Annotated in this window: 17 protein-coding genes; 3 read left to right on the top strand and 14 right to left on the bottom strand. The window is 51.6% G+C overall.

The window, feature by feature from the left end:
- Nucleotides 1-11: 11 nt before the first annotated feature.
- The 3 genes from PSSD_RS05875 to araD form a co-directional block, all read right to left on the bottom strand.
- Complete coding sequence (locus PSSD_RS05875) at nt 12-878, bottom strand: crotonase/enoyl-CoA hydratase family protein (RefSeq protein WP_034821448.1); 867 nt, start codon at nt 876-878, stop codon at nt 12-14.
- A gap of 140 nt (nt 879-1018) precedes the next feature.
- On the bottom strand, nt 1019-2002 hold the full coding sequence (kdgT, locus tag PSSD_RS05880; protein WP_039334721.1) for a 2-keto-3-deoxygluconate transporter: 984 nt from the start codon (nt 2000-2002) through the stop codon (nt 1019-1021).
- A gap of 228 nt (nt 2003-2230) precedes the next feature.
- The gene (gene araD, locus PSSD_RS05885) at nt 2231-2929 is read right to left on the bottom strand and encodes an L-ribulose-5-phosphate 4-epimerase (RefSeq protein WP_039334718.1); all 699 of its coding nucleotides are present in this window, start codon (nt 2927-2929) and stop codon (nt 2231-2233) included.
- Between the two features lie 221 nt (nt 2930-3150).
- Between araD and osmB the strand changes: the two genes are divergently transcribed.
- Complete coding sequence (gene osmB / locus PSSD_RS05890; RefSeq protein WP_058969928.1) at nt 3151-3369, top strand: osmotically-inducible lipoprotein OsmB; 219 nt, start codon at nt 3151-3153, stop codon at nt 3367-3369.
- A 70-nt stretch (nt 3370-3439) separates the two neighbouring features.
- Here the strand turns inward: osmB and yciH are convergent, their stop codons facing one another.
- From yciH to pgpB, 5 genes are all read right to left on the bottom strand, one after another.
- A complete protein-coding gene (gene yciH, locus PSSD_RS05895; RefSeq protein WP_058969929.1) occupies nt 3440-3763 on the bottom strand; it encodes a stress response translation initiation inhibitor YciH in 324 nt (107 codons plus the stop codon).
- Entirely contained in the window at nt 3763-4470 is a 708-nt protein-coding gene (pyrF, locus tag PSSD_RS05900; protein WP_039334704.1) for an orotidine-5'-phosphate decarboxylase, read from the bottom strand. Before pyrF ends, yciH begins: the two co-directional genes overlap by 1 nt.
- A gap of 206 nt (nt 4471-4676) precedes the next feature.
- On the bottom strand, nt 4677-5846 hold the full coding sequence (gene lapB, locus PSSD_RS05905; protein ID WP_058969930.1) for a lipopolysaccharide assembly protein LapB: 1170 nt from the start codon (nt 5844-5846) through the stop codon (nt 4677-4679).
- Nucleotides 5847-5852: 6 nt separating this feature from the next.
- Entirely contained in the window at nt 5853-6158 is a 306-nt protein-coding gene (locus tag PSSD_RS05910; protein WP_058969931.1) for a LapA family protein, read from the bottom strand.
- Between the two features lie 127 nt (nt 6159-6285).
- Entirely contained in the window at nt 6286-7050 is a 765-nt protein-coding gene (gene pgpB / locus PSSD_RS05915; RefSeq protein ID WP_058969932.1) for a phosphatidylglycerophosphatase B, read from the bottom strand.
- A 228-nt stretch (nt 7051-7278) separates the two neighbouring features.
- Here pgpB and ribA point away from each other — a divergent pair, with 228 nt between their 5' ends.
- Nucleotides 7279-7872, top strand: coding sequence for a GTP cyclohydrolase II (ribA, locus tag PSSD_RS05920; RefSeq protein WP_039334688.1), 594 nt, complete (start codon nt 7279-7281; stop codon nt 7870-7872).
- 38 nt (nt 7873-7910) lie between these two features.
- On the opposite strand, the gene acnA is transcribed toward ribA, so the two are convergent.
- The 5 genes from acnA to topA form a co-directional block, all read right to left on the bottom strand.
- Nucleotides 7911-10592 carry an aconitate hydratase AcnA gene (gene acnA, locus PSSD_RS05925; RefSeq protein WP_058969933.1) on the bottom strand — a complete coding sequence of 894 codons (2682 nt, stop codon included), beginning with the start codon at nt 10590-10592 and terminating at the stop codon, nt 7911-7913.
- A gap of 439 nt (nt 10593-11031) precedes the next feature.
- Entirely contained in the window at nt 11032-11211 is a 180-nt protein-coding gene (locus PSSD_RS26450) for a YciX family protein (RefSeq protein WP_072214951.1), read from the bottom strand.
- A 3-nt stretch (nt 11212-11214) separates the two neighbouring features.
- Entirely contained in the window at nt 11215-11373 is a 159-nt protein-coding gene (locus PSSD_RS26455) for a YmiA family putative membrane protein (protein WP_071885738.1), read from the bottom strand.
- Nucleotides 11374-11866: 493 nt separating this feature from the next.
- Nucleotides 11867-12841, bottom strand: coding sequence for an HTH-type transcriptional regulator CysB (cysB, locus tag PSSD_RS05930; RefSeq protein ID WP_034821485.1), 975 nt, complete (start codon nt 12839-12841; stop codon nt 11867-11869).
- Nucleotides 12842-13033: 192 nt separating this feature from the next.
- Nucleotides 13034-15631, bottom strand: a complete 2598-nt coding sequence (gene topA, locus PSSD_RS05935) for a type I DNA topoisomerase (protein WP_058969934.1) — start codon at nt 15629-15631, stop codon at nt 13034-13036.
- 370 nt (nt 15632-16001) lie between these two features.
- Between topA and PSSD_RS05940 the strand changes: the two genes are divergently transcribed.
- The gene (locus tag PSSD_RS05940; RefSeq protein ID WP_058969935.1) at nt 16002-16250 is read left to right on the top strand and encodes a YciN family protein; all 249 of its coding nucleotides are present in this window, start codon (nt 16002-16004) and stop codon (nt 16248-16250) included.
- 26 nt (nt 16251-16276) lie between these two features.
- On the opposite strand, the gene sohB is transcribed toward PSSD_RS05940, so the two are convergent.
- Nucleotides 16277-17323, bottom strand: a complete 1047-nt coding sequence (gene sohB, locus PSSD_RS05945) for a protease SohB (RefSeq protein ID WP_058969936.1) — start codon at nt 17321-17323, stop codon at nt 16277-16279.
- Nucleotides 17324-17451 lie beyond the last annotated feature (128 nt).

Raw genomic sequence — 17451 nt, forward strand, 5'->3', positions numbered from 1 at the left:
GCTGGTCTTGGTTATCCGGCTTTGCGCAGGGATGCGCTATGACGGTTCTGTAGCTGTACCAGTCGTTCCATGTAAGCAATGTCTTTTGGCTCCAGTGTAAAAGCATAATCCACCCAATCTTCCGTGATATCCATTAACTCCGCTCGCGAGAGTTGCAGCACGCGCTGACGCGCTTTCAGCATCGCACGTACACCATTGAGTTTCGGACGTAAGGTATCGATAAAGGTGCGCGTAGTGCGGTATGCGTCGCCTGGCTGGAACACTTTATCCACCAGACCTCGCGTTTCGTACCACTCTGCACTGTGCGATTCCCCTTCACATATCAGCTCTTCGGCCAGCTTCATGCCAGAACGACGCGCCACTAATGAATATCCGCCCATGCCCGGGAACAGGTTGAAAGCAATCTCTGGGAAGCCCATTCTTGCGCTGTTTTGCGCCAGAATGAAGTGATGCGCCAGTGCGGCTTCAAAACCACCACCTAACGCGCTGCCTTCGATCATCGCCAGCGTCACCGCGCCCGTATCAAACCCACGCGCGGCTGAATGGATGCAATCCACACAGGCACGTGCATAAGCCCTGAGCGCTTCACGACGGTTATTACGAATGCACTCCACAAAGAAACGCAAATCTCCCCCGGCATTGAACATCTGTGGCACTAATGAGCCCGTTACCCAGAAATCAATTGGCAGGCCAGAACGCTGGGCGGCATAGCTCAGGTTCATGATCTCCTCAATTAATTCGTGGTTGAAACTGGGGCGCGGTTGCGCACGCAGCATCATCCACATGGTGTGTCGCCCCTCTTCATAGTAGGCCGCCAGCTGGGTGGTTTGTCCGACTTCGGTAAACAATCTGCAAGTTGGTTGGTTAATTACTGTCATAGTCTCATCCTCTAGTTATGTGATGCGTTAAACGCCACATCAGCGTAATCCAGAGTGAGGCCAGACCAAATGAGAGATTGATTTATAAAGTAAAATCCAGAGATATCCCCGACCGAGGGGCCGGGGAAAGATTAGTATGCTTACTTGATGGCGGCACGCTGCCCGACGGCAACATGAGATTGCTTAACGCGTCGTGAATAGACGGCGGTGATGATCGGCACTAATACAGAAGTCACGATAACCGATGTGGCCACCAGTGCAGTGGCAGCTGGCGCGACCGGTTTAAACTGCGGTAGCATCTCGGCGATGAGTACCGGAGTTGCCACCGCTGCGCCTGCGGTACTAGACGCCGCAATGCCCGCCGTACCATCGCCCCCGCCAATGAGTCGGTCAGCCAGAATCAGCGGGATGCCCGTCACAATGATAACCGCAACGCCCAGTAACACGCCGAGCAGGCCGGTTTGCGCGATGACCGCCAAATCAATAGTGTTGCCTAGCGCAAAGGCAAAGAAGGGAATCAGTGTGTGTACGGCTTTGCCAAAGAACTCGCGTAATTCTGGGTCGAGATTACCCAGTGCAAAGCCCACCAGGAAGGGCAATACCGCGCCGACGAAGACATGAGGCTCAAAGGATGCGATTCCCGCTGTGCCCAGAATCACCATGGTCATCAACGGGCCCGATTCCAGTGACATCAGCACAAAGGCCCCCGCCTCCTCCTTTGAACCGTATTGCTGCATGATAGAGGCATACAACCCACCGTTGGTCATATCCATCGCTGCGACCAGCGCCAGCGTCGACAATCCGGCAAACATACCGACTTCGACCCCGTTTTCAGGCATAACACGCGAAGCAATCGCAGCCACGACCCACGCCACCGCGATTTTAGTCAACACAAGAGTGCCTGATTTGCGCAGTACTGTGCCGGTGGCACTGAGTTTGATTGACGCACCCATACAGAAGAACCACACCGCCAAAATCGGTACCGTGCCGGTCATTAATCCGTTGGAAAAAGATCCCAAATACTTACCTGCGCCAGGGGAAAACGTGTGGCAAAGTGCGCCCAGAAACAGCGGAATCAGCATCATGCCGCCTGGTATTTTATCGATTGCACGTTTGATATGCATAATTGTGTCACCTTAACTGAGCCAGAAGGAGGTGCGTTATGATTTGCCGGATGGCATGGCAGGCAACATAACCTTTGGCCAGGGAGAAAAAAGTGATCGCAATTCTATTTATGAAACGTTGTTTATTTTTAATGAATGATCATTTTATTTTATGACGCGCATCGCCATACCAGTTTAAGCAGGGAAAAAATTAAGGCGCCCACAGGCGCCTTAAAGAGGTAATGAAGGTTACTCCTGCCCGTACCATGCGTTTTTACCGTGCTTACGCAAATAGTGCAGGTCTAGCAAGTTTTGCGATATGGGCGAGATTTCCTCACGTAATCGCTCTGTGTGCATCGCCATATAGGCGACTTCTTCTAGCACGACCGCACTGTGCACCGCCGCATGCGCGTCTTTACCCCACGCAAAAGGACCGTGTGAATTGATCAACGCGGCAGGGACATCCTGAGGCTGGATACGACGCTGCGCAAATGTCTCAATGATCACTTGCCCGGTGTTCCACTCATACTCTTGCTGAATCTCCTCACGCTTCATCGCACGCGTACAGGGAATGGTGCCGTAAAAGTCATCTGCATGGGTAGTGCCCAGCGCAATGATATCGCGCCCAGCCTGAGCCCAGATGGTGGCATGCCGCGAATGGGTATGAACAATCCCCCCAATCTGTGGCCAGGCAAGATAGAGTGCACGATGGGTGGCAGTATCGGATGAGGGACGCAGTGCCCCTTCCACCACTTTTCCGCTCTCTAAGTCGATAACAACCATATCCTCTTGCTTCATGTTTTCGTACTTCACGCCCGATGGCTTGATCACCAGTAGCCCTCGCTCGCGGTCTACCGCGCTGACGTTGCCCCAGGTAAAGGTGACGAGGTTATAACGTGGTAAATCGAGATTGGCTTCCAGCACCTGCTGCTTGAGGGATTCCAGCATGATTTTTCTCCTGCGAACGGTAATCGCTAAATTGTGCTGATCGACCAGAGAAAATGTTATGGAGCGGATCGCTGTAAAAGCAGCGGAAAGTCGCTGAGCAGACAAAAGTGTGGCTCAGGGCTCCAGGATTAAGACCATTTGACACTGCAGGATGAAGTGCTTTGTTGCGCAACATCTATACTTATGAGGTTGCCTCTGTGCAAACAACAAAGGAGAAAGTCATGACAATAACAATGAAACGTTTCACCGCAGCTATACTGGCGACCACGTTGGTCATCGGATTGAGCGGTTGTTCAAATTGGTCTAAACGCGACCGTAACACCGCGATTGGTGCTGGTGCTGGCGCCATTGGTGGTTCGGTACTGACCAACGGCAGTGCATTAGGAACCGTAGGTGGCGCAGCCGTGGGCGGCATCATCGGCCATCAGGTTTCTAAATAAAAAGAATGCTTCAGGCTACGCAGCGCATCTACTTAATCACGGGCCACATCCAATGTGGCCCGCTCTTATCTTAGCCGCCGGCTAATTTGACTTTCATGCCTTTGGCTTCGAGCAGGGTTTTGAGCAAATCACGTTTATCCCCTTGAATCTCGATCACGCCATCTTTTAACGCACCGCCACAGCCGCATTTTTTCTTCAACTCTGCGGCCAGTTTGTTCAAGGCGTCATCGGCGAGATCGATACCGGTGATCAGGCACACGCCTTTACCCTTGCGGCCGCTGGTCTGGCGCTGAATACGCACGATACCATCCCCTTTGGGACGCGGTGCCTTTGCTTCTTCTGTCGTGATTCTCCCGGTTTCCGTGGAGTAAACCAGGCGGTTATCGTCAGCCATTAGGCCTCCTGTAAACTTTGCAGGATCGCGTGCAGTGTGGCGGCGGGATCGTTGGATTGGGTGATCGGACGTCCAATCACCATATAATCCACACCCGCCTGCTTCGCCTGTTGCGGCGTCATGATACGTCGTTGATCGCCCGCATCGCTGCCTTCAGGACGAATACCCGGCGTTACCAGCGCGAAATCCTGGCCAATCACTTGCTTGAAGTGTGCAGCTTCCTGCGCGGAGCAGACCACACCATGCAGGCCGCAATCGCGGGTCAAACGCGCCAGTCGCTCTGCCTGTTCTGCCGGTGAAAGCGTAATGCCGAGCCCTTTAAGATCCTCTGCATCCATGCTCGTTAGTACGGTGACGGCAATCAGTAACGGCGCATCTTTACCAAATGGCACCAAGGCCTCGCGTGCGGCATTCATCATGCGCGCCCCACCGCTGGCGTGGACGTTCACCATCCATACCCCGAGATCGGCTGCGGCTGCCACGGCATGCGCCGTAGTATTCGGGATGTCATGAAACTTTAAGTCGAGAAAAACGTCGAATCCACGTTCCTGCAATGTTTTGACCAGCGAAGGACCAAACAGCGTGAACATCTCTTTGCCCACTTTCAAACGGCACTGGCTCGGGTCGATGCGGTCAACAAATTGCAGTGCACTGTTGAGATCATGATAGTCGAGTGCCACCAGAATCGGTGAAGGGGTAACAGGCATAACGTTTCCTCAGAAGCGGGCACCCGCAGGCGCGATGGACAAACGGCAAGCATTCTACCCGCGCACACCGGACAGGACAATCGCACGGCGAAGATTAGACGTTGATTAACGGAAATGGGCACAATGTCTAAGTTGTAATTGGCAGTCTTGAGCTTACAGTATGTTGTAACTACATTGCGCTTAAACAAGTCAATAAAGCGCGGCCATTACTGGCCGTCGAGCCCGCGGATCGGTTTCACCGAAGACCACGCACGGCATGATGGGCAGTGCCAGTAAAGCGCATGCGCGGTGAAGCCGCACTTCTGGCAGCGATAGCGCGGCTTAGTACGAATTTGCTCACCTACCATGTCGCGCAGCACCATCAGGCTCTCTTTAGCACGCCCGTCCTCTGCTTCATGCAGGTGGAAGTCCATCAAACGATGGAACACACGCATGGTGGGATGGCGTTGCAACTGGCGATTGATATATAGCTGTGCCGCTTCCGGGCCCTGCTGCTGTTCCAGGATATCCGCTGCATATAGCTCCGCAGCGGCGCCGGTATTCTCTTCAACACAGCGTTGCAGAAAATGTGCCCAGCCTTCTGGCTGATTCAGACGTTGGTAGCAGGTCTCCAGCATCGGTAAGGTTTCGCTCACCAATTCCTTATCCTGCTCCAGCACGCGTTCCAGATGCACTACGGCTTTTGCATATTCGCCCTTTTCCATAAAGATGCGCCCCATCATGATGGAAACGCGGGCACTTTGATGATCGGCGGATTCACCCTTCTTCAGCAAGTTCATGGCGCGATCAAGGTCATCGCTGCTCATCGCCTGGAGTGCAAGCTCACAGTAAAAGTGGGCGATTTCGCCCTTCTGCTTATCTTTGCCGAGCTTCACCAGTCTTTCGGCGACTTCAATCGCTTTCTGCCAGTCACTGGTGGCCTGATGAATCAGCAACAACTGTTGCAACGCACCGATACGGAAATCCGTTTCATCAATCAGCTGACCGAACATGTCTTCAGCGCGGTCGTACAGCCCTGCCGCCATGTAATCACGGCCCAGTTGCTGAATCGCTAATAAACGTTGTTCATAGCTGAGTGATGCGCTTTCCATTAACGACTGGTGAATGCGAATTGCGCGGTCAACTTCTCCGCGTGAGCGGAACAGGTTACCGAGCGTCAGGTGTGCTTCGACGGTACCGCTATCCTCTTTTAACATATCCAGAAAGAGGTCTACGGCTTTGTCCTGTTGGTTAGATAGCAGGAAGTTGACGCCAGCAACGTATTCACGCGACAGGCGGTTAGCTTCCTGTTGCTTATCCTGATGGGCACTGCGGCGGCCCATGTACCAGCCATACGCCGCAGCAACAGGAAGAAGCAAAAACAGCAATTCAAGCATCGAAACTTAATCCCGACGACCAGCAGTAGAAGAGGTTGTCACAGCCGTTGATTGTTCGTTCTGTGCCTGCATACGTTTCAGCTTGCGCTGCGCATTGGCCAGAGACACACGAATCCGTAACCAGAAAAGACCGCAAATAGCCCATCCGAGCAAGAATCCAGCGCCAAACAGGCAAGCCAGTAAAGTGGAGATGCGGAATTCGCCCTGCGCCAGCAGATAATTAAAGGTGACGATTTGATCATTGTGCGCTCCGAGGGTGACGGAGATGATAAAAATGACCAATACCACGAGAAAAATCAGCAAATATTTCACATTGCGTCCTGTCGAGAGGTTATCCGTTAGAAGTATGCCAAAAAAGCGCCGCCGATGCTGCTTATCCGCGCATCAGTTAGCGCATTTTCTGTAAGGTTGATCGATCATATGGGGGCGCGATCAGAAATTACAATACATCATCACGTTGCGCGATCTCTTGCTGCTCTTCGCGCGGTAACGTGAGTGGTCCACAGAAGCGCTGTGCCAGCCAGGTGGCCAGTGTCACCAACAACCAAGAGATGATAGTGGCCACCACAAGATCGCGCGGCCAGTGCATCCCCAACAGCAAACGGCTGCCCATCACCAGGGTTGCCCAGGCAAACACCACCACCACTGTGACTCTGTGACGACGTGGCCACAGCAAGCCAATCACCAGCAACGACCAGCTGGCGGCAAACATGGTGTGTCCAGAGGGAAACGCAAACCCGGTTTCAAACGCCCAGTGCTGCTTTAGCCATTGCGGCAATTGGGTGTCATTTGCCAACAAGTTCGAAACCATCTGGCTGCGGCCCTGTCGATTGAGCTGGTAAAATTCTGCTTCATAAATGCCGTGGCTTTTTTCCAGCCACACCACATAGGGGCGCGGCTCCTGCACCTGTTCCTTGATAAAGGATTTCGTGTACTGACCGGCAAGAATGGCACCATTCATGATCAGTATTAACAGGATGGCGGGTTTAAGCCGAAAGCGCAGGCACCATAATGCCCAGGCACTGAGGATGAGACTGGTCAGCGTGCCCCACGGGCTCGTAACCGTTTCTGTTACCCAAAATAATACGCGCAAAAACAGCCCACTTTCACCGGGCTGCCACTGCCAGCCGGATAGCCAGACGCCAAGCGGCATGATCAATAACAGCAACATTCCAAGGGTGGTTCGTTGAGCGATTTTTAACATCCTGTTCCTTTTCGATCCGCCTGATTTAGCAGGCCGTGCATAACTTTAGCTGAAAAAGAATAACATACCCGTTGCAGCTTGGATAATTGTGCTTTATCACTACAATCACTCTGACTGATTAACGGCTAAAGTTCATGTTGTGGCACAATATTGTCAGTTTTGTCGGGCCAATCGGGCCCGTGCGTTATCATGATGATAGCGCATCCTCTGAAGGTTCTGGAGAGTCACATGCAGCTTAAACGGGTAGCAGAAGCCAAACTGCCCACGCCATGGGGAGATTTCCTGATGGTTGGTTTTGAAGAACTGGCAACCGGCCAGGATCATGTCGCGCTGGTTTACGGTGATGTTAGCGATCACAATCCGGTGCTGGCGCGCGTCCACTCTGAGTGTCTGACTGGCGATGCGCTGTTCAGCCTGCGCTGCGACTGCGGTTTTCAGCTTGAAGCCGCGCTGAACGCCATCGCTGAAGAAGGTCGTGGTGTGCTGTTATATCACCGCCAGGAAGGTCGTAACATTGGTTTGCTGAACAAAATTCGCGCCTATGCCCTGCAGGATAAAGGCTACGATACAGTGGAAGCTAACCATCAACTGGGCTTTGCAGCGGATGAGCGTGATTTCACGCTGTGTGCGGATATGTTCAAACTTCTTGGCGTGAATGAGGTCCGTCTGCTGACCAATAACCCGCGTAAAGTCGAAATCCTCAGCGAAGCGGGCATCAACATTGTTGAGCGCGTGCCTCTGGTGGTAGGGCGTAACCCTAAGAACGCGCACTATCTGGATACCAAAGCGGAAAAAATGGGGCATTTGCTGCCTAAGTCTTAAAGCAAAAAGGAAAAGCCGGGAAATATCCCGGCTTTCTTTTAGTTAAGCATGTTACGAATCACGTAGTGCAAAATGCCATCGTTTTGGTAATAAGTCAGTTCATTACCGGTATCGATTCGGCAGCGTGTTTCGAGGGTTTCCTTGGTGCCATCGGCACGCGTCAGCGTCACTTTCACCGTACAACCAGGTTTAAGCTGGGCAAGGTCGGCCACATCAATAAACTCCTCACCGGTCAACCCCAAGGTTTTGCGCGTCACCCCTGCCGGAAACTCCAGCGGCAGAATGCCCATACCAATCAGGTTAGAGCGATGTATACGTTCAAACGATTCGGAGATAACCACGCGAACACCTTGTAAACGAGGCCCTTTCGCGGCCCAGTCACGACTTGAGCCGGATCCGTATTCTTTCCCGGCGATGACCGCCAAGGGCACGCCCTCTTCCTGATACTTCATCGCCGCATCATAGATAGCCAGTTGCTCATTGCTCGGGAAGTGTTTGGTATAGCCCCCTTCAACGCCAGGCACCATTTCATTGCGAATACGGATATTGGCGAACGTACCGCGCATCATCACTTCATGGTTACCACGACGTGAACCGTAGGAATTAAAGTCGGTACGCTCTACCCCATGCGACAACAAATAGCGCCCTGCGGGACTTTCCGCTTTGATACTCCCCGCCGGGGAAATGTGGTCAGTGGTGACTGAATCACCCAGCATCGCCAGAATACGCGCCCCCTTGATATCCTGAACCGGTTTCGGCGTTTCCTCCATATCATCAAAGAACGGTGACAGACGAATATAGGTGGACCCTTCATCCCAGTCATAAGTCGCGGCTTCACTGACTTTAATCTGTTGCCACTCTGGCGTGCCATCAAACACTTCCGCGTACTCCTTGTGGAACATGTCACTGGTCACTTTCTGCACCGCAGCGGCAATTTCCTCCGGAGAGGGCCAGATATCCTTGAGGAATACGTCTTTGCCCTGATGATCCTGACCAATGGGATCACGCTGCAGATTCAGTTTCATGTTACCGGCCAGCGCATAGGCAACCACCAGCGGTGGAGAGGCCAGCCAGTTGGTTTTCACCAGTGGATGAATACGTCCCTCAAAATTGCGGTTACCCGACAACACTGCACCGACCGTCAGATCCCCTTCTTTGATGGCACTTTCAATTTCATCCGGTAACGGACCAGAGTTACCGATGCAGGTAGTACAGCCATATCCCACCAGGTTGAAGCCCAGTTCGTCCAGATACGGCGTGAGCTGCGCCACGGCGAGATAATCTGACACCACTTTTGAGCCTGGAGCCAGTGAGGCCTTAACCCAGGGTTTGCGCATTAAGCCACGCTCAACGGCGTTTTTCGCTAAAAGGCCTGCAGCCATTAATACGCTGGGATTGGAGGTATTGGTACAGGACGTAATCGCAGAAATCACCACCGCGCCGTCATCAAGTTGATAACTTTCGCCGGTTTCACTGTCGCGATAGCTGACCGTCTTGTGCGCTTTCTGCGCATGATTCACTTCCAGTTCATTGCTGGCGTCGAATGCGGCGGGAACATCACCCAGCGATACACGATCTTGTGGGCGTTTAGGTCCGGCGAGGCTCGATTCCACTTCGGCCATATCCAGCGCCAGCGTGCTGGTGAATACCGGTTCATCACCAGGGTGACGCCACATGCCCTGCTGTTTCGCATACGCCTCGACCAATGCCACCTGTTCAGGCTCACGACCGGTGAGCGCCATATAACTCAGGGTGACTTCATCAATCGGGAAGAAACCACAGGTTGCACCATATTCTGGCGCCATATTGGCAATGGTCGCGCGGTCGGCGAGCGGCAAATCAGCTAATCCATCACCGTAAAACTCAACAAATTTCCCCACCACGCCGTGTTTGCGCAGCATCTGCGTGACGGTCAATACCAGGTCAGTGGCGGTTATGCCCGGGCGAAGTTTTCCGGTCAGTTTGAAGCCGACAACATCGGGGATAAGCATGGATACCGGTTGGCCTAACATAGCGGCTTCTGCTTCGATACCGCCCACGCCCCAACCAAGCACACCAAGCGCGTTGATCATCGTGGTATGGGAATCGGTACCTACCAGCGTATCGGGGTAGGCCACTTCTTTGCCGTCCTGGGTTTCATGCCAGACCGATTTGCCCAGATACTCCAGATTGACCTGATGGCAAATCCCAGTGCCGGGCGGCACCACGCGGAAACGGTTGAACGCTTTTTGTCCCCAACGTAGAAACACGTAGCGCTCGTGGTTACGCTCCATTTCGAGGCGCACATTCTCATCGAAGGCTTCATCGTCGCCGAAGTGGTCAACCGTAACAGAATGGTCAATGACAAGATCGACTGGGGAAAGCGGGTTCACTTTGGCAACATCGCCGCCAAGACGCTTAACGGCTTCTCGCATGGCGGCTAAATCAACCACCGCAGGTACACCGGTAAAGTCCTGCATCAGCACGCGTGCAGGGCGATAGGCAATCTCACGGTCGGCATGAGCATCTTTCTGCCAGTCCACCAGCGCCTGAATATCTTCCGCAGTAACAGAATCGCCATCCTGCCAGCGCAGCAGGTTTTCCAGCAGGACTTTCATCGATTTGGGTAAGCGATCAATATTGCCCAGTTGCTGGGCGGCTTTTGGCAGGCTGTAGTAATCATATTTTTCTGCCCGAACGTCCAGCGTATCCTGGCTGTGCTCGCGTAAGGTTAACGACATAACTCCTCCTTTAATGGACCTTTCTTTAAACCTCAATAACCGCAAGGTTTAGGTTAAAGATAGACCACATTGTCGTTAACGATTTGATAACAACACGAAATGACACATAAATGCACAAAGAAAAATGCCCCGACGATTGTCAGGGCATGAATAACAGGACGAATAATTTGAGTTATTGAATTACATCATTGCCCACACGGCAGCTGCCCAAAATGCAAATGAAAAGGCATAAACGCTAAACCATGAAAAAGTTGTTGTATTCATTGAGTCACTCCCTCCCGGATTCCGGGCAAAAAAAGTCCACCGTCTTCAGCGTTGTACTGATGACACCGTTTTTTTTAATGCTGAGTGTTAAAGAGACGGGCTTTTAAAATGCCCACCGGATAATCCGGTAAAATGAGGGACGAACATCTATATAAAGAACAGAACGCAGACTGCGTTATTTCGACTTCGGATCCATGAAAGATTCGATAAAGCTACGCTGTTTCTCACTCAGTTCCCACGACGCAGGAATCGCCGATGGTTGTTCAGCGCTCTTGACTTCTTTCGCTTTGCACGCTGACGTGTTCGGCTGACGCGCAGAAACCGGAGACTTACGGCTGAGTGTATTTGCCCACATGGCTTAACCCCACATACGCCAAATCATTAAAGCCACCACTACCCAGAACAGTGCTGAAGCAGCGAAGACAGTCAACCAAGCTTTGCGACGGGTGTTGCCAGTGCGCTCAACTTTGGTGCTTTTGGTCCGGAAGTCCGGCTGTACAGTTAATCTAGTATTCATAGTTTTTGATAATCACTCTCAATAAAACGATTGTTGACAACGATTAAGATTTAGGACGAATCCTAAACTTGTTAAGACCGAAAATCCAGTTATTTTTATTGAGCACAACGATTAATGCTATTTATCAAAACTCAAAAAATAGATGAGATAAACTTAATCACGAAGCTAAATATTAATTAAAACATCACATTGTAAATTTGAGTTAAAACTAATTTAGATCCAATCTAAATTAGAGTCTTATTTAAAGAGCCGCTGAAAAAGCCCTTCCTCATCAGCTCTTAACTGGAGTATGGGAATATTCCTGGCGGTCCGCAAAGTAGCAACGTAAAAATTGTGTACTGATTCGCATTTAAGAACTAACAATGAAAAAACATGTGACCTATGTTTCATTTACAAAAAAATAATGAAATTTTTTGAGATTCTTGTGGCGCTAACGGAGGCGGGATTTGCAAGGTGCCAGCAAGACACCTTGGCAAAATAATGACTTAAGGAACTATTTGAAAGGTAACTTGATATCGCGGAACATCGCTTCGATGTCCTCATTGGAGCGTAATGCTACCGCTGCATCCACCACATCTCGTGTCAGATGAGGTGCAAAACGTTGAATAAAATCATACATATAGCTACGCAGGAAGGTGCTGCGTCTAAAGCCAATTTTGGTTGTGCTATTGGTAAATATCTCTGAAGCTTCTATCCGCACTAAATCAGGATCTGAAACCGGGTCCACCGCCATGCTGGCAATCACGCCCACGCCAAGCCCTAAGCGCACGTAGGTCTTAATCACGTCTGCATCGGTTGCCGTAAACACAATTCGCGGTGTTAATCCTGCGCGATTAAACGCCGTGTCCAGCTCAGAGCGGCCGGTAAAGCCAAAGGTGTAAGTGACGAGCGGGAAGTCAGCCAACTCTTCAATAGTGACGTTAGATTTGCCCGCCAGTGGATGGTCCGGCGTGACCACAATTGCCCGGTTCCAGTGATAGCATGGCAGCATAATGAGATCGTCATAGAGATGCAGTGCTTCCGTGGCTATAGCAAAGTCTGCATTGCCTTTCGAAACGGCTTCTGCAATTTGTGTAGGCGATCCCTGATGCATATGCAGCGAAACACGAGGATAGCGCTCGATAAAGCCTTTAATCACGCCAGGCAGCGCATAGCGTGCTTGTGTATGCGTGGTGGCCACATACAGAGAACCTTTGTCAGGCCAGGTATGCTCCCCCGCTACCGACTTAATCGCATCCACTTTGGACAACACTTCCCGCGCGATACGGATGATCTCTTCACCGGCTGGCGTCACTTGGGTCAGGTGTTTGCCACTGCGCGCAAATATCTGTACACCGAGTTCATCTTCAAGCATACGAACCTGCTTACTGATGCCGGGTTGTGAGGTGTAAAGCCCTTCGGCGGTCGATGAGACATTTAGATTGTGATTGACCACTTCGACGATGTAGCGCAACTGCTGCAATTTCATAGTTATATCTTCCCGGTAGCGACAGAGGGGCAATCCCAGCAGGCGTGTTTCCGCCCTAATGAAGGTATGGCGAGGGAAAGCGAGTCAGCGAAACGAAAAAAGCTATAACTACTATATCAGTTAAAGAAGGAATGTAGAACGATTAGCTATAAGGATGGTGAAAAGGCCAGCAGATGCTGGCCTTGAGGGGATTTACTTCTTCGCTTCCTGCCACTTACCATCGATATAGAACATCGACCAGCCCGTTGCCTTACCTTCTTTTTCCGAGGAGACATACTGCTGTTTGGTTTTACGGCTGAACCGCACCAGGGTTTTATTGCCTTCCGGGTCGGCGGCCGGCGCCTCTGCAAGGTACTTCAGCTTTTCAGGTAAACGGTCAGCAAAACGCTGCAGCTCTTCCACCAGTGGCGCACGAGTCTCACGTGATTTAGGGAATGTGTTAGCCGCCAGGAATACCCCTGCCGCACCGTCACGCAGAACGAAATAGGCATCTGATTTCTCACATGCCAATTCTGGTAACGGAACCGGATCTTCTTTTGGCGGCGCAACGTCGCCATTACGCAGAATCTTACGGGTGTTTTTACATTCGTCGTTGGTACACGCCATGTACTTACCAAAACGCCCCATTTTCAGGTGCATTTCAGAACCACATTTTTCGCATTCAACGATCGGGCCATCATAACCTTTGATGCGGAATTCGCCCTGCTCGATTTCGTAGCCATCACACTCTGGGTTGTTACCACAGACATGCAATTTACGTTGATTATCGATCAGGTAACTGTCCATCGCCGTGCCACATTTCTGGCAACGACGACGCGCACGCAACGCATTGGTTTCGGCATCATCGCCTTCCAGCACGTTAAGCACTTCGTTTTCCGGAATCAGGTTGATGGTTTGTTTGCAGCGCTCTTTCGGCGGCAAAGCATACCCGGAACAGCCCAGGAATACGCCGGTGCTGGCGGTGCGAATGCCCATTTGACGGCTACAAGTCGGACAGTCAATCGAGGTCAGTACCATCTGGTTCGGCTGCATGCCGCCCTCTTCCGGTTCTTTCTCGGCCTGTCCTAACTGCTGGCTAAAATCGCTAAAGAACGAATCCAGCACCGCCTTCCACTGCGCTTCGTTGTTGGCGACCTGGTCAAGGCTGTTTTCCATGCGTGCGGTGAAGTCATAATTCATCAACTCACGGAAGTTCTCTTCCAGACGGTCAGTCACAATCTCGCCCATTTTTTCAGCGTAGAAGCGGCGGTTCTCTACACGCACGTAACCACGGTCCTGAATAGTCGAGATAATTGATGCGTAGGTCGACGGACGTCCGATACCGCGTTTTTCCAGCTCGCGCACAAGGGACGCTTCACTGAAACGGGCTGGCGGCTTGGTGAAGTGCTGGCTTGGCATCAGCTCTTTGAGATCAAGCATATCGCCGACGTTGACTGGCGGCAGCGTCAGATCGTCATCGTTCTTACGCAGAGCAGGCATCACTTTCGTCCAGCCATCAAAGCGCAGCGTACGGCCTTTGGCCTTCAGTTTGAAGTCTGCCGCGCCTACGGTCAGCGTGGTGGAATCATACTGGGCAGGCACCATCTGGCAGGCGACAAACTGACGCCAGATAAGCTGATAGAGCTTCTGCGCATCAGCTTCCATATCTTTTAACTGTTCCGCAGCGATGTTGACATCAGAAGGACGAATCGCTTCGTGCGCTTCCTGCGAGTTCTCTTTATTGGTGTAGGTAATCGGTGAGTCCGGCAGGTATTTCTTACCGAAGCTCTTCTCAACGTAACCGCGGGCCATTGCCACCGCATCCTGACTCAGGTTGGTGGAGTCGGTACGCATATAGGTGATATGACCGGCCTCGTAGAGACGCTGTGCCATCATCATGGTTTTTTTCACGCCAAAGCCCAGGCGCGTACTCGCTGCCTGTTGCAGCGTTGAGGTAATAAAGGGAGCAGAAGGTTTACTGCTGGTCGGTTTATCTTCACGATCCAGCACTTCAAAACGTGCTTTCTGCAAAATGGCGACAGCGGCTTGTGTTTGCTCGCGGTTAACCGGACGGAAGGCTTTGTCACCCTGATGCGTGACCTGCATGGCCAAATCATCACCCTTCGGCGTGGTGAAATCAGCATCAATATCCCAGTACTCTTCCGGCACAAAGGCTTTGATTTCATGCTCGCGTTCCACCACCAAACGCACGGCAACGGACTGCACACGACCGGCAGAGAGGCCACGGGCGATCTTCTTCCACAGCAGCGGAGAAACCATATAACCCACGACGCGGTCCATAAAGCGGCGCGCTTGCTGCGCATTGACGCGCTCAATATTCAGTTCACCCGGCTTCTCAAACGCCTGACGAATCGCATTCTTGGTAATTTCGTTAAACACCACACGGCTAAAACGCGTGTCATCGCCACCGATCACTTCCCGCAGGTGCCATGCAATGGCCTCCCCTTCGCGGTCAAGGTCCGTTGCGAGATAGATGTGGTCGGCATCAGCAGCAAGATTTTTCAGCTCGGCAACGACTTTCTCTTTGCCTGGCAGGATTTGATAATCCGCTTCCCAGCCATTCCAGGGATCAACACCCATACGGCTAACCAGCGCGACTTTCTCATCTTTCTTAACCTTTTTACCGCTTTTGGCTTTTTCCCCGTCGGCACTTTTACGGGCAGTTGAACCACTGGTCGGCAAATCACGGATATGACCCACGCTGGATTTCACCACGTAGTCATTGCCGAGGTATTTATTGATTGTTTTGGCCTTTGCCGGGGACTCAACGATGACGAGTGACTTACCCATATGTACCTTTACCTAAATTGAAACGTCCTGATAACGGGAGAGGATTCGAAGCCCCAAAACCCAACGGGTTGAATATTGCTGCCAGCTTTTCACTTTTCAAGGCAGCGGGGATAATCTCAGGTCAGATTGCATCGACTTATGCAACTTTATGATTAGAAGCGAGTTTTCCGTCTGACAGTATCACACATCCGGGTGTGATCTCCCTGAAAGCTGAATCGCCCACACTCTACCTGATAAAATCCGTTACGCAACTTAATTAGCATTCTGTTTAATTTTGCGCCAGTTTTGCTTGCCTTTGTTGATTTGCTGAACATGCCAACTCGCAAGTAATATAGAAGGAGAACAATCGCTGTCAAAAAAGGAGTGCAAAATGTCAGCAGAAACGGAATCTATTTCACACCAGGCGTTACTGGAAATTGCCAATCAAATGATCAAACAGCACGACGATTATTTGGCGGGGATGGAAGCCAATGACGTGATTCAGCAAGGTGAAGTTTTAGTGTTTCGCGGCCCCTATTTTCTTGATGACGAGGGCTTGCCCACGGCCAAAACCACCGCAGTTTTTAATGTCTTTAAACACCTCGCGGTGGTGCTCTCCGCGCAATATCATCTGGCATAAAAAAGCCCGGCATCCGCCGGGCTGGTTTATAACAACGGCTTATCGCCACGCTGCCAAATTTTCAGAATTAACCGCTCTGCCGCCATGCTGGCGCTATGAGTGAAGCGGTCCATCATTTTCTTCTTACGTGCAAAATGCACCCCGAGCACAGCAAAACGATCCATCTGTTTGATAATTAGTGCATCGCTGGTGCCGATCTCATCGACCAAGCCTAAATCCAGCGCCTGACGACCGTACCAGTGTTCACCCGTTGCCACTTTCTCCAGCTCCAGTGACGGACGCATCTGCTGCACAAAGTCTTTGAACAGCTGATGGGTTTCATTGAGGTCTTCCTGAAACTTCTCACGACCCTCATCGGTATTTTCGCCAAACAGGGTCAACGTGCGTTTGTACTGTCCTGCGGTGTGCAGTTCCACATCAATATCATTGCGTTTCAGCAGACGGTTGAAGTTAGGAATCTGCGCGACCACGCCAATGGAACCAATAATAGAGAAAGGCGCAGCCACAATGCGATCGGCGACGCAGGCCATCATATAGCCGCCGCTGGCAGCCACTTTATCCACCACGGCGGTGAGATGCAGACCGGCATCACGCAGGCGCTGTAACTGAGAAGCCGCCAGGCCGTAACCGTGCACCACACCACCCGGGCTTTCCAGACGAAGTAATACTTCATCACCGGGTTGCGCAACGGCTAACACAGCGGAGATCTCTTCGCGTAATGAGCTGACTTCACCCGCATCCATACTGCCTTTAAATTCCAGCACGTAGAGCGTGGGTTTCGCGGTTTCACTTACACCGGCTTTCGCGTTACGTTTCTCAGACTTGGCTTTGAGTTTTTCTTCTTTTTTATGCTGTTTGAGCCATACTTTTTGTGCCTGCGGCTTCATCTTCGCTAACTGCAGATCTTCTTTCATCTCACGGTATTCGTCATCGAGATGAGTTAAACGCAGCTGCCCGCCGCTGTGACGTTTACGCAGCGCGGCATTGAGCACAATCAGAACAATAGCTGCGATCGCCACCACCACGGTGACGGCCTTGGCCAGAAATAATCCATAGCTGGAGAGTAAATCCATTCTGCCGCCTTATTAAACAGTGAATTACAAACAGTGGCTGAGTGTACCCGCTTTGCAGGCATTCGTCGCCTGAAATGCCCGCAGGCGGCACAGATTGCGAGGTTCAGCGATTGCACCTTGCGGAAAAT

It is taken from the genome of Type-D symbiont of Plautia stali (assembly GCF_001485335.1).
GTDB classification, from domain to species: Bacteria; Pseudomonadota; Gammaproteobacteria; order Enterobacterales; family Enterobacteriaceae; genus Pantoea; species Pantoea vagans_C.

Excerpts from the sequence above, each read along its gene's own strand:
- PSSD_RS05875 (WP_034821448.1), bottom strand. The coding sequence starts at position 878 with ATGACAGTAATTAACCAACCAACTTGCAGATTGTTTACCGAAGTCGGA.
- kdgT (WP_039334721.1), bottom strand. The coding sequence starts at position 2,002 with ATGCATATCAAACGTGCAATCGATAAAATACCAGGCGGCATGATGCTG.
- araD (WP_039334718.1), bottom strand. The coding sequence starts at position 2,929 with ATGCTGGAATCCCTCAAGCAGCAGGTGCTGGAAGCCAATCTCGATTTA.
- osmB (WP_058969928.1), top strand. The coding sequence starts at position 3,151 with ATGACAATAACAATGAAACGTTTCACCGCAGCTATACTGGCGACCACG.
- yciH (WP_058969929.1), bottom strand. The coding sequence starts at position 3,763 with ATGGCTGACGATAACCGCCTGGTTTACTCCACGGAAACCGGGAGAATC.
- pyrF (WP_039334704.1), bottom strand. The coding sequence starts at position 4,470 with ATGCCTGTTACCCCTTCACCGATTCTGGTGGCACTCGACTATCATGAT.
- lapB (WP_058969930.1), bottom strand. The coding sequence starts at position 5,846 with ATGCTTGAATTGCTGTTTTTGCTTCTTCCTGTTGCTGCGGCGTATGGC.
- pgpB (WP_058969932.1), bottom strand. The coding sequence starts at position 7,050 with ATGTTAAAAATCGCTCAACGAACCACCCTTGGAATGTTGCTGTTATTG.
- ribA (WP_039334688.1), top strand. The coding sequence starts at position 7,279 with ATGCAGCTTAAACGGGTAGCAGAAGCCAAACTGCCCACGCCATGGGGA.
- acnA (WP_058969933.1), bottom strand. The coding sequence starts at position 10,592 with ATGTCGTTAACCTTACGCGAGCACAGCCAGGATACGCTGGACGTTCGG.
- PSSD_RS26450 (WP_072214951.1), bottom strand. The coding sequence starts at position 11,211 with ATGTGGGCAAATACACTCAGCCGTAAGTCTCCGGTTTCTGCGCGTCAG.
- PSSD_RS26455 (WP_071885738.1), bottom strand. The coding sequence starts at position 11,373 with ATGAATACTAGATTAACTGTACAGCCGGACTTCCGGACCAAAAGCACC.
- cysB (WP_034821485.1), bottom strand. The coding sequence starts at position 12,841 with ATGAAATTGCAGCAGTTGCGCTACATCGTCGAAGTGGTCAATCACAAT.
- topA (WP_058969934.1), bottom strand. The coding sequence starts at position 15,631 with ATGGGTAAGTCACTCGTCATCGTTGAGTCCCCGGCAAAGGCCAAAACA.
- PSSD_RS05940 (WP_058969935.1), top strand. The coding sequence starts at position 16,002 with ATGTCAGCAGAAACGGAATCTATTTCACACCAGGCGTTACTGGAAATT.
- sohB (WP_058969936.1), bottom strand. The coding sequence starts at position 17,323 with ATGGATTTACTCTCCAGCTATGGATTATTTCTGGCCAAGGCCGTCACC.